Genomic DNA, 11,694 nt, shown 5'->3' with positions numbered 1-11,694 from the left:
TGGCCAACAAGTACAGCACCGCGCTGGACGCCGGCCAGGTACTGGCGCCGGCCAAGGACCTGGCGCAGATGCAGCACGTGGTGTTCAATGCCTACACCAACGCAGGCCTGACCGTGCTGTTCCTGGTGGTGGTGTTCAGCGTGCTGTTCTTCGCCATCAAGGTCGGCTTCGCCGCCCTGGGCCGCAAGGAGCGCACCGACAAGGAAACCCCGTTCCAGGCGCTGCCTGACGCGTAACGAAGAGGAATACCGCGATGTTCAACGACCTGGGGCGACTGGGTAAGTACCTGGGGCAGGCAGCCCGCCTGATGGTCGGCATGCCCGACTACGACAACTATGTCGAGCACATGCAGGCCAAGCATCCGGACAAGCCGGTGATGAGCTACGAGGCGTTCTTCAGGGAGCGCCAGGAAGCCCGTTACGGTGGCAAGTCCGGGCCCAAGTGTTGTTGACCCCGCGACATGCATGAACCTGTGGGAGCCCGGGTAACCTGGCTCCCACAGTCATTTTCGGCTTCATGGAGGCAACTGCGTGCAAACGCCCATTCCCGTTACTGTCCTGACCGGCTTTCTCGGTGCCGGCAAGACCACCTTGCTCAAGCACATGCTCAAGGCCGAGCACGGCCTGAAGATCGCTGTGATCGAGAACGAGTTCAGCGAGGCCGGCATCGACAGCCAATTGCTGGGCGACGAGCCGGTGCAGGTCATGACCCTGGCCAACGGCTGCGTATGCTGCAGCATCCACGGCGACCTGACCCGTGCCCTGTACCTGCTGCTCGAACGCCTGGACGCCGGCGAGATCGCCTTCGACCGCCTGGTGATCGAGTGCACCGGCCTTGCCGACCCGGCACCTGTGGCGCAGACCTTCTTCATCGATGAGGAGCTGCGCGAGCGCTATATCCTCGACGGCATCATCACCCTGGTCGATGCTGCCCATGCCGAGCTGCACCTGACCCAGGCCATCGCCCAGGCCCAGGTGGGCTTCGCCGACCGCCTGCTGCTGAGCAAGACCGACCTGGTCGAGCCTGGCGCCGTCGAGGCCCTGCAGGAGCGCCTGGCCCGCATCAACGGTCGCGCCGCGATCCGTGTGGTCGAACACGGCCGCATCGACCTGGCCGAGTTGCTCGACGTGCGCGGGTTCAACCTCAACACCGACCTGGGTGGCAGCCTCAAGCCAGCCCTGCGCCCAGTCCTCAAGCCTGCCACGCCGGACCGTATCTCCACCCTGGTGCTGCGTAGCGAGACGCCGTTGGACATCGACCGTCTCAGTGACTTCATGAACGAGTTGCTGGAAAACCACGGCAAGCAGCTGCTGCGCTACAAGGGCGTGCTGAACATCGCCGGCGAAGAGCGTCGCCTGGTATTCCAGGGCGTGCTCAAGCTGTATGGCTTCGACTGGGATACCGAGTGGGCTGAAGGAGAGGTGCGGGAAAGCGTGATGGTGTTCATTGGCGATGAACTGCCGGAGGAGACGATCCGGGAAGGATTCGCTGCGTTGAGCTAATGGCCTCGTGGGCTTGGGTCGCCTCTGCACCAGGGCGGTTAGTCAGCCTTCGTCCGGCTCATTTTTATATTCGAGGATATTGATCCTGATCGGCAGAAACTGGTCGTGCTTGGCGAACAGGTACATGTGCTTGGAGTCATGCCGCCGCTGGCGATGCAAGCATTTGCCGGAGCTTCGTTCACGCAGCAGGCAGATGAGTGGGTTGATGGGCTTATCCGTCAGGGTGATCTCCCCCTGGGGACCTACCATCTCGAAGTAGGAAGGCGTGACATCTTCGGGCCTGTATACGGCAATGGCCCCGTTGTCGTCTCGACAGAGACACTTGCCGAAGTGATTGCCTGGCGAGTGGACGGACAAGGTGTAGCCTTTGTCCGTATGACGGAAATAGACCTTCATGGGGCGCTGGGGCACAGAGGCTGCTTGGTGACAGAGCAGGTGCGAGTCGTCCCGTTCGTTGAAGCGTCCACTGAAGACGCCGCCTCCCGTGCCGGGAAGGATGACTTTGGCAGGCTTGCCCAGCAAGGTTTCAAGCAGGTTGAGATCAGCACCCTGGCTGCTGATTTCGGCAATGAACGATAGCTGGCGGTGGGTTGGCATGACGCATCTCCTCGGGGTGATGGATGCCTACCTTAAGGTGGTCATGAGTACTGGGCGCAGCGGGAATCCGTTCATTCCTGGCCTTGCTCGGCCAGTCTCGTGAGCGAGAGCGTTCAGCCGTCAGCGATGGGGTTGTGTCCACAATCAAAAAGCCCGGTACTAGACCGGGCTTCTCACATCAGGCAATCGCCAATTTAGTTGCCGTACACCGGCAGCTTCTTGCAGATGGCCTTGACCTTCTCACGCACGGCGTCGATCACCGCTTCGTTGTTCAGGTCGGCGAGGATGTCGCAGATCCAGCCGGCCAGCTCGCGGCACTCGGCTTCCTTGAAACCACGGGTGGTGACGGCCGGGGTGCCGATGCGCAGGCCCGAGGTGACGAACGGCGAACGTGGGTCGTTCGGTACCGAGTTCTTGTTCACGGTGATGTAGGCTCGGCCCAAGGCAGCGTCTGCGTCCTTGCCGGTGATGTCCTGCTTGATCAGCGACAGCAGGAACAGGTGGTTCTGGGTGCCGCCGGAGACGACGTCGAAACCACGCTCGATGAACACGCCGGCCATGGCCTGGGCGTTCTTCACCACTTGCTGCTGGTAGGCCTTGAACTCAGGCTGCAGCGCTTCCTTGAAGCAGATCGCCTTGCCGGCGATGACGTGCTCCAGCGGACCGCCCTGGGCGCCCGGGAAGACCGCGGAGTTGAGCTTCTTCTCGATCTCTTCGTTCTTGCGCGCCAGGATCAGGCCGCCACGCGGACCGCGCAGGGTCTTGTGGGTGGTGGTGGTGACCACGTCGGCGAACGGGACCGGGTTCGGGTAGATGCCAGCAGCGACCAGGCCGGCCACGTGGGCCATGTCGACGAACAGGTAGGCACCGACCTTGTCGGCGATCTCACGGAAGCGCGGGAAGTCCAGGACCTGGGAGTAGGCGGAGAAGCCGGCGACGATCATCTTCGGCTTGTGCTCCAGGGCCAGGCGCTCGACTTCGTCGTAGTCGATCAGGCCGTTGGCGTCGATGCCGTACTGCACGGCGTTGTACAGCTTGCCGGAGGAGCTGACGCTGGCGCCGTGGGTCAGGTGGCCGCCGTGGGCCAGGCTCATGCCCAGGAGGGTGTCGCCGGCCTGCAGCAGGGCCAGGTAGACGGCGGCGTTGGCCTGGGAGCCGGCGTGCGGCTGGACGTTGGCGTAGTCGGCGCCGAACAGTTGCTTGGCGCGGTCGATGGCCAGTTGCTCGATCACGTCGACGTGCTCGCAACCGCCGTAGTAGCGCTTGCCCGGGTAGCCTTCGGCGTACTTGTTGGTCAGTACCGAACCCTGGGCCTCCATGACGGCCGGGCTGGTGTAGTTTTCCGAAGCGATCAGCTCGATATGCTCTTCCTGGCGCTGAGCTTCCTGCTGCATGGCTTCGAAGAGCTCGGCGTCGTACTTGGCAATGGTCAAATCACGGCTGAACATGGCGGTCCTCAAGGATCGGGCTGAATTGGGGGGGCATTCTAACCCATTGGCCCTGGCCTGGCATATGAAGAGGCGTCATGTCGCGGACCAATGGAATTCACGACGACCAAGCGGCGAGCTGCAAGCTACAAGAGGGGTCGCTGCTGAACCTGTGGGACATCTGCCTCATCGGCGGCGCGCACGGCTTTTTCTTGCAGCTCACTGAAACACGAACAGCGTCTCGTTGCTGAATTGCGCTTCGAACTGGTGGGCCGGCATCGGCCGGCCGAACAGGTAGCCCTGTACTTCGTCGCAGTCGTGCTCGCGCAGGAACTCCAGTTGCTCATGGGTTTCCACGCCCTCGGCGATCACCGCCAGGTTCAGGCTGTGGGCCATGGCGATGATCGCCCGGGCGATCTGCGCGTCCTGCTCGCCCTCGGGCAGGCCGTCGACGAAGGTGCGGTCGATCTTCAGCACGTCGATGGGGAACTGCTTGAGGTAGTTGAGCGATGAATAACCCGTGCCGAAGTCGTCGACCGCAATGCTCAGGCCCAGCTTCTTCAGGCTGTCGAGGATCTGCATGGCCTCGTTGACCTCGCGCATCAGAATGCTTTCGGTCAGCTCCAGCTCCAGGCAGGCCGGCGGCAGGCCGGTTTCCTCCAGGATGGTGGCGATGCGGGTGCCCAACTGGCCATCGGAGAACTGCCGCGCCGAAATGTTCACCGACACCTTCGGCACCCGCACCCTGGCCTTGTGCCAGGCCTTGAGCTGGCGGCTGGCCTCGCGCAGTACCCAGTCGCCGACATCCACCACCAGGCCCAGCTCCTCGATCACCGGGATGAAGTCGCCCGGCGGTACCAGGCCGCGGCGCGGGTGGCGCCAGCGCAGCAGCGCCTCGGCACCGGTCAGGCGCTTGCCGTCGCCGCTGAACTGCGGTTGGTAGTAGAGCATGAACTCGTTCTGCTCCAAGGCATGGCGCAGGTCGCTTTCCAGCTCCAGGCGCTCCAGGGCGCTGGCGTTCATGTCGGCCTGGTAGAACTGGAAGTTGTTCTTGCCGCGCTCCTTGGCGTGGTACATGGCCGTGTCGGCGTTCTTCATCAACTGGCTGAGCTCGCTGCCATCCTGCGGGCTGAGGGCGATGCCGATGCTGGCAGTGACGAAGAACTCGCGGCCCTCCAGGACGAACGGCCGTACCAGGCTGCCGAGGATGTTCTCGGCCACGTGGATGGCGCGGTTCAAGGCCATCTCGCGGCTCGCCCTGGGTTGCAGCAGCAGGGTGAACTCGTCGCCACCCATGCGTGCCACGGTATCGTCGTCGTCGACACAGGCCAACAGGCGCTGGGCCATGTCCTTGAGCATGCGGTCGCCCGCCGCGTGGCCCAGGGAGTCGTTGATCGGCTTGAAACGGTCCAGGTCGAGGAACATCAGTACCACCCACGCCTTGTGCCGCTCGGCCTGCTGCAGGGCGGTATGGAGCCGGTCCTGGAACAGAGTACGGTTGGGCAGGTGGGTCAATGCGTCGTAGTACGCCAGGCGGTGGATACGCTGCTCGCTGGCCTTGCGTTCGCTGATGTCGGTGAAGAAGCACACATAGCTGGCCAGGTCGCCTTCCTCGTCGAGCACCGCGGTGATGCCGACCCACGCTGGATACGGCTCGCCGTTGCGCCGCTTGAGCCATACCTCGCCTTCCCAGCTGCCACGCTGGTGCAGTTGCTTGAGCACATAGCGCAGGTGCGCGTCCTGCTGTTCATCGACCGTGAGCATGCCCGGCAACTGGTCGAGCACCTCGCTGACCGCGTAGCCGCTGACGCGGCTGAAGGCCTCGTTGGCCTGGACGATGTAGCCGGCCGGGTCGGTGATGAGAATGGCCGAGGTCGAGTGTTCGAATACCGTCGCCGCCATGCGCAGGTCCTTCTCGGCGCGGCGCTGCTGGCTGATGTCGCGGCCGACGCCGAGCAGGCCCTCGAAGCACTCGTGCTCGTCCCACACCAGCACCAGGCGCAGTTCGATGGGGATCTTGCGGCCATCGGCGCGCAGGCAGTCGAACAGGAACATCTGGGTCGGCAGCTGGCTGCGCAGCTGGGCCAGCTGTTCGCTGTCGCCCAGGGCCTTGCTGACCCGCTCCATCAGGCTGTAGAGACCGGTGAGCTGGGCCGGGTTGGCGATGACCGACTGCCAGCCGTGCTGGAAGAACCACTCGGCCGGGTAGCCCAGCACGGCTTGCGCGGAAGGGCTGACGTAATCGAGTTGCAACTGGCTGTTGGTCGAGAAGATCACGTCGCTGATGCTTTCGGCCAGCATGCGATAGCGCTGTTCGCTGTCGCGCAGGGACTCGCTGGCCTCGATCTGCACCGTGACGTCCTTGCCCACGCCGATGATACGGGTGACCAGGCCGTCGGCATCGCGGGTCAGCACCTGTTCGCGGATGTCGTAGCAGCGCCAGTTGCCATCGCGGTGGCGAAAGCGCAACTGGCAGTGCAAGGAGTCGCTGTGGCCGGTGTCGCGCTGTTGGCGGCGCAGCGCGTGGTAGTGCTCGCTGTCCTCCGGGTGCAGCAACAGTTCCCAGAAGCGGTCGCCCATCTGTGTCAGCTCGGTGCGGTCGTAGCCGAGGGTTTGGCCGAGGTGGCGGTTGCTGAAGATCATCCGCTGGCTCTGCACGTCCTGCACGTACAACTGGTCGGGGACGGTGCGCACCACATCGGACCAGAAACTCTCGCGCTCGAGCAGCGACAGCTCGACCTGCTTGCGGCTGGTGATATCGCTGATGCTCAGGATCACCGCCTGGTAGTCCCGGCGCTGCTGGGGCAGGCGGGCCATCAGCCACAGGTGCAGTTCGCCGCCCAGGGGCGCGGGCAGGCAGACTTCCAGTTCCAGCAGGGGGCGTTGCTCGATCAGGGCGTCGATCAGCTGCATGCCGATGCTGTCGCGACCCTCGCCGCTGCCTGCGATCAGGCGCTGCCAGGCGCCTTCGTTGCATTCGACGTTGAGCAGTTGCCGGGCGACCTGGTTGATCTCGGTGATCTTCAGTTCCTGCAGTAGCGAGCGGCGCAGGCTGCCGTCCAGGGCCAGGCTCTGCTTGAGGGCGGCGCGGTTGCGCAGGTGGTAGCGGTCGAGCTGGCCGGGCAGGCTGGAGAGGTCGAGCACGCACAACGCCACGCCGGTGCCCTCGAAGATCTCCTGGTAGCGCCGGTGATCTTCCTGCAAGGCGCGCTGGCGGCGGCGCATGTTGATCAGGGCGAGCACCGGCAGCAAGGCACAGACCAGCACCAACAGGCACTTGCCGATCAGCGCCGGCAGCAGCGTCTCTCGGGCAAGGCCGGCATCGAACAGCCCACGCAGTTGCCAGGTGCTGTTGTCGAGCAAGGCCAGCATCACGCTTTGCAGGGGCTCGTCGCTGAGCAGGGTAGGCCTGTTGCGCGCAAGCACCTCGCCGCTGCGGCTGCTTTCCAGCAGCCACAGGGGATGGCCCGCACCTTCCAGACGGTGGGTCAGCGTCTTGTAGTAGTCGTTGGACAGGCGCAACAGCCAGTAGCCGCGATCCTGTTCGGCCGGCTGGCGCAGCAGCAGGTAGACCTGGCGGCTGTCTGCGGCGTCGCTGAAGAAATATGCACGTCCCTGGCTGAGTTGCAGGAGCTCGGCGATCAGTTGACGGTCGGGGGTGTTCGCGAGACTGTCGCGCCTGACCTGCCCGGCGCTGCCCAGCCAGGCCACGTGGTGCAGGCCGGGCAGGCGCTGCTGCAGGGTCTGCAGCAGCGAGGGCAGCGCCGCCGGTGTCGGCGCTTCGATGTAGGGTTGCAGCAGGTTCACCGCCTGTTGGGCCTGAAGCGCCATGTTCAGGGTCAGGTGGTCGGCCAGTTCCGCATTCGTCGCCAGGCTCCGTTGGCGAAGGTCGGCCTGGGTGTGACGGAACTGGGCGAACAATTGCCATAGCAGCAACCCCAGCAGGACCAAGGCCAGCAGGGCCAGCGTGCCCTTGAGCGAGCCGCGCAGGGCGCTGCTCGACGCAGGCAGGGCAGGGCGCAGGGATGACGGGTGGGTAAGATCGGTCAAGCGATGGTCCTGCGATTGGGCTGGCGATGGCAGGGGTGAGACAAAGCGGCAAGCTGCAAGCCAAAAGCCAAAGCAGCCTCTACGCCAATCTGCTTTTTCTTGCAGCTTGCAGCTAGTCACCGACTAGCATGCCCCCAATTATGGCAAAGTGCCAGCGGCTGTGTCTGCTGCCAGTGGTCGCTACCGCTGATCCTCGTTCGGCAAGTCCCTGCGACCTGTGCGAGAATGCCGCCGCTTCATAGTCAACGCATCGGAGATGTACGGTTTGGTTACCCATTATTCCACCAATGGCCTCGATTCCGCCTGCGGGCGCAGCAGTCAGACCCTGGTCAGCACTGCCGTGGCCGATGACGTATCCTGCAAGTCCTGCCAGCGTTCGCTGGCCAAGCCCGACCCGGCCGCCGCCAATGTGCGCAAGAGCCCGTCGCTGGCTGAACTGCGCAAGTCCGCCAAGGCCGTTGCCGAGCCGGTCGTGGCGTCTGCCGCCAAGCCTGCGCCCAAGCCGGCCGCAGCGGCTACCGGCAAACCTGCCCGCTCCGGCGGTTTCAGCGTCAAGGCCGCCTGGGCCGCTCGCCTGGCCGGGCAATCCGAGCGCTGCCGCCTGCCACGGGGCAAGGTGAAACAGGCCCACGTCTGAGGCCTGGCGAGGGCTTCGTCCCCGACCGCAGGCTTTGCCCGCTTCCACAGTGTCCTGGTGTGGGAGCGGCGCTTCGGCGCCCCATCTGGTCAACGCCACCACTTGGCGTAGAATGGCCCACTTTGTTCAATGACACCCCGTAAACGCATCCCCCTGGCGCCCGCCAGGCGAGCGTCGATGTCTTTACCTATCTATAGAGGGCTTGGTTTTGGCTCAATACGTCTACACCATGCATCGGCTGAGCAAGGTCGTGCCGCCGAAGCGGGAAATCCTGAAGAACATCTCCCTGTCGTTCTTCCCAGGCGCGAAGATCGGTGTGCTCGGCCTCAACGGCGCGGGCAAGTCGACCCTGCTGCGGATCATGGCGGGCGTCGACAAGGAGTTCGACGGCGAAGCCCGTCCGATGCCCGATATCAACGTCGGCTACCTGCCCCAGGAGCCGCAACTGGACCCGAACAAGACCGTCCGCGAGGTGGTCGAGGAAGCGGTGAGCGTGATCAAGGACGCTCAGGCTCGCCTGGACGAGGTCTACGCCGCCTATGCAGAGCCGGATGCCGACTTCGACAAGCTGGCCGCCGAGCAGGCCAAGCTGGAAGCCATCCTGCAGGCCGCCGATGGCCACAACCTGGAGCGTCAGCTGGAAGTCGCCGCCGACGCCCTGCGCCTGCCGCCGTGGGACGCCAAGGTCGAGCACCTGTCTGGCGGTGAGAAGCGCCGTGTGGCCCTGTGCCGCCTGCTGCTGTCGGCTCCCGACATGCTGCTGCTGGACGAGCCGACCAACCACCTGGACGCCGACTCGGTGGCCTGGCTGGAGCACTTCCTGCACGACTTCCCCGGCACCGTGGTGGCGATCACCCACGACCGTTACTTCCTCGACAACGTCGCCGGCTGGATCCTCGAGCTGGACCGCGGCGCCGGCATCCCGTACGAAGGCAACTACTCGGGCTGGCTGGAAGCCAAGTCGGCGCGCCTGGAGCAGGAATCCAAGCAGCAGACCGCCCATGAGAAGGCCATGAAGGAAGAACTGGAGTGGGTGCGCAAAGGCGCCAAGGCCCGCCAGTCCAAGTCCAAGGCCCGTCTGGCGCGCTTCGAGGAGATGCAGTCGCAAGAGTTCCAGAAGCGCAGCGAGACCAACGAGATCTATATCCCGGCAGGCCCGCGCCTGGGCGACAAGGTCATCGAGTTCAAGAACGTCACCAAGGGCTATGGCGACCGTGTACTGATCGACAATCTGTCGTTCTCCATGCCCAAGGGCGCCATCGTTGGCGTGATCGGCGGCAACGGTGCCGGTAAGTCGACCCTGTTCCGCATGATCATGGGCAAGGAACAGCCGGATTCGGGCAGCATCGAGATCGGCGAAACCGTGCAACTGGCCTGCGTCGACCAGAGCCGCGACGACCTGGACGGCGGCAAGACCGTGTTCCAGCAGATTTCCGATGGCTCCGACATGATCCGCATCGGCAGCTACGAGATCCCGTCGCGCACCTACGTCGGCCGCTTCAACTTCAAGGGCGGTGACCAGCAGAAGTTCGTCAAGGACCTCTCCGGTGGTGAGCGTGGCCGTCTGCACCTGGCCCTGACGCTGAAGGAGGGTGGCAACGTCCTGCTGCTCGACGAACCGTCCAACGATCTCGACGTCGAGACCCTGCGTTCGCTGGAAGAAGCCCTGCTGGACTTCCCGGGCGCGGCCATCGTGATCTCCCACGACCGTTGGTTCCTGGACCGCGTGGCCACGCACATCCTGGCCTACGAGGACGACTCGAACGTGGTGTTCTTCGAGGGCAACTACACCGAGTACGAAGCCGATCGCAAGAAGCGCCTGGGCGATGCTGCCGCCCAGCCGCACCGGGTACGGCACAAGAAGCTGGCGCAGTAACCCGCAACGGGTTGCACGATAGTGGGGCCTTCATGGCCCCATTTTTGTGCCGGCTCGAAACGGGGCTGGCATCTTGGCGCCGCGCCGACGCGAAGAGGGCGGAGCCGCCAGCAGGAAACGCCCGTTTTGTATACATTTATATAAAACGCACCAAAAAAATTCAAAAAAACGACATTGCGCCCTATTCCAGTGCGATTGCTTCTTGGTACATTCCAGAAAAAACCAAATAAGTCCAAATCCCTCTTGGTGAGATGTCTACCATGATCGAATCCGTCGACCATTTCCTGGCCCGCCTCAAGCAGCGCGACCCGGCCCAGCCCGAGTTCCACCAGGCCGTCGAAGAAGTGCTGCGCAGCCTCTGGCCCTTCCTCGAAGCCAACCCCCATTACCTGCAGGCCGGCATCCTCGAACGCATGGTCGAGCCGGAGCGTGCGGTACTGTTCCGCGTGTCCTGGGTCGATGACCAGGGCAAGGTCCAGGTCAACCGCGGCTACCGCATCCAGATGAGCAGCGCCATCGGCCCATACAAGGGCGGCCTGCGCTTCCATCCGTCGGTCAACCTGGGCGTGCTCAAGTTCCTGGCCTTCGAGCAAGTCTTCAAGAACTCGCTGACCTCGCTGCCCATGGGCGGCGGCAAGGGCGGCTCGGACTTCGATCCGAAGGGCAAGAGCGATGCCGAGGTCATGCGCTTCTGCCAGGCCTTCATGAGCGAGCTGTATCGCCACATCGGCGCCGACCTGGACGTGCCTGCCGGTGACATCGGCGTCGGCGCCCGCGAGATCGGCTACATGTTCGGCCAGTACAAGCGCCTGGCCAACCAGTTCACGTCGGTGCTGACCGGCAAGGGCATGACCTACGGCGGCAGCCTGATCCGCCCGGAGGCCACCGGCTACGGCTGCGTGTACTTCGCCGAGGAAATGCTCAAACGCCGCGACCTGCGCATCGACGGCCGCCGCGTGGCCATCTCCGGCTCCGGCAACGTCGCGCAGTATGCGGCACGCAAGGTCATGGACCTGGGCGGCAAGGTGATCTCGCTGTCCGACTCCGAAGGCACCCTGTTCTGCGAAGCCGGCCTGACCGACGAGCAGTGGCAAGCGCTGATGGAACTCAAGAACGTCAAGCGCGGCCGCATCAGCGAGCTGGCCAGCCTGTATGGCCTGGAGTTCCGCAAGGGCCAGACCCCGTGGAGCCTGCCGTGCGACATCGCCCTGCCGTGCGCCACCCAGAACGAGCTGGACGCCGAGGATGCCCGCATCTTGCTGCGCAACGGCTGCATCTGCGTGGCGGAAGGCGCCAACATGCCGACGACCCTCGAGGCTGTGGATATCTTCCTGGAAGCCGGCATCCTCTATGCCCCGGGCAAGGCCTCCAACGCCGGTGGCGTGGCCGTTTCGGGCCTGGAGATGTCGCAGAACGCCATGCGCCTGCTGTGGACCGCTGGCGAAGTGGACAGCAAGCTGCACAACATCATGCAGTCGATCCACCACGCCTGCGTGCACTACGGCGAGGAAGCCGACGGCTCCATCAACTACGTCAAGGGCGCCAACATCGCCGGTTTCGTCAAGGTCGCCGATGCCATGCTGGCCCAGGGAGTGGTCTAGTAGC

8 protein-coding genes and 1 pseudogene are annotated in these 11,694 nt (G+C 64.2%); 6 read left to right on the top strand and 3 right to left on the bottom strand.

Annotation, left to right across the window (positions count from 1 at the left end; all coding sequences use genetic code 11):
- The 3 genes and pseudogenes from ABFA30_RS21820 to yjiA all read left to right on the top strand — a co-directional run.
- Window positions 1–236: pseudogene (locus tag ABFA30_RS21820) on the top strand (carbon starvation protein A); the annotation flags it as partial.
- A gap of 17 nt (window positions 237–253) precedes the next feature.
- Entirely contained in the window at window positions 254–451 is a 198-nt protein-coding gene (locus ABFA30_RS21815) for a YbdD/YjiX family protein (protein ID WP_027918412.1), read from the top strand.
- 79 nt (window positions 452–530) lie between these two features.
- Window positions 531–1,502 (top strand): GTPase, encoded by a 972-nt coding sequence (gene yjiA / locus ABFA30_RS21810; RefSeq protein ID WP_225790591.1) that lies wholly within the window; start codon window positions 531–533, stop codon window positions 1,500–1,502.
- A 42-nt stretch (window positions 1,503–1,544) separates the two neighbouring features.
- Here yjiA and ABFA30_RS21805 read toward each other — a convergent pair whose 3' ends face one another.
- The 3 genes from ABFA30_RS21805 to ABFA30_RS21795 all read right to left on the bottom strand — a co-directional run bounded on the left by ABFA30_RS21805 (window position 1,545) and on the right by ABFA30_RS21795 (window position 7,576).
- Window positions 1,545–2,099: a hypothetical protein gene (locus ABFA30_RS21805; protein ID WP_225790590.1), complete on the bottom strand. Its 555-nt coding sequence runs from the start codon at window positions 2,097–2,099 to the stop codon at window positions 1,545–1,547.
- Between the two features lie 194 nt (window positions 2,100–2,293).
- Window positions 2,294–3,547: a serine hydroxymethyltransferase gene (gene glyA, locus ABFA30_RS21800; protein ID WP_225790589.1), complete on the bottom strand. Its 1,254-nt coding sequence runs from the start codon at window positions 3,545–3,547 to the stop codon at window positions 2,294–2,296.
- Window positions 3,548–3,745: 198 nt separating this feature from the next.
- The gene (locus tag ABFA30_RS21795; protein ID WP_368816424.1) at window positions 3,746–7,576 is read right to left on the bottom strand and encodes an EAL domain-containing protein; all 3,831 of its coding nucleotides are present in this window, start codon (window positions 7,574–7,576) and stop codon (window positions 3,746–3,748) included.
- A gap of 265 nt (window positions 7,577–7,841) precedes the next feature.
- Between ABFA30_RS21795 and ABFA30_RS21790 the strand changes: the two genes are divergently transcribed.
- The 3 genes from ABFA30_RS21790 to gdhA all read left to right on the top strand — a co-directional run bounded on the left by ABFA30_RS21790 (window position 7,842) and on the right by gdhA (window position 11,690).
- The gene (locus tag ABFA30_RS21790) at window positions 7,842–8,213 is read left to right on the top strand and encodes a hypothetical protein (protein ID WP_225790594.1); all 372 of its coding nucleotides are present in this window, start codon (window positions 7,842–7,844) and stop codon (window positions 8,211–8,213) included.
- 208 nt (window positions 8,214–8,421) lie between these two features.
- Window positions 8,422–10,089 carry an energy-dependent translational throttle protein EttA gene (ettA, locus tag ABFA30_RS21785; RefSeq protein ID WP_225790587.1) on the top strand — a complete coding sequence of 556 codons (1,668 nt, stop codon included), beginning with the start codon at window positions 8,422–8,424 and terminating at the stop codon, window positions 10,087–10,089.
- A gap of 260 nt (window positions 10,090–10,349) precedes the next feature.
- On the top strand, window positions 10,350–11,690 hold the full coding sequence (gene gdhA, locus ABFA30_RS21780) for an NADP-specific glutamate dehydrogenase (protein WP_368816423.1): 1,341 nt from the start codon (window positions 10,350–10,352) through the stop codon (window positions 11,688–11,690).
- The last annotated feature ends 4 nt before the right edge of the window (window positions 11,691–11,694 follow it).

It is taken from the genome of Pseudomonas sp. HLMP (genome assembly GCF_046365545.1).
Classification (GTDB): Bacteria; Pseudomonadota; Gammaproteobacteria; order Pseudomonadales; family Pseudomonadaceae; genus Aquipseudomonas; species Aquipseudomonas guariconensis_B.
The sequence above is the reverse complement of the archived record's forward strand: the minus strand, read 5'-3'. Positions and strand labels throughout refer to the sequence as shown.

Bases quoted from the DNA above. Each gene is read 5' to 3' on its own strand.
- ABFA30_RS21815 (WP_027918412.1), top strand. From the start codon at position 254: ATGTTCAACGACCTGGGGCGACTGGGTAAGTACCTGGGGCAGGCAGCC.
- ABFA30_RS21805 (WP_225790590.1), bottom strand. From the start codon at position 2,099: ATGCCAACCCACCGCCAGCTATCGTTCATTGCCGAAATCAGCAGCCAG.
- glyA (WP_225790589.1), bottom strand. From the start codon at position 3,547: ATGTTCAGCCGTGATTTGACCATTGCCAAGTACGACGCCGAGCTCTTC.
- gdhA (WP_368816423.1), top strand. From the start codon at position 10,350: ATGATCGAATCCGTCGACCATTTCCTGGCCCGCCTCAAGCAGCGCGAC.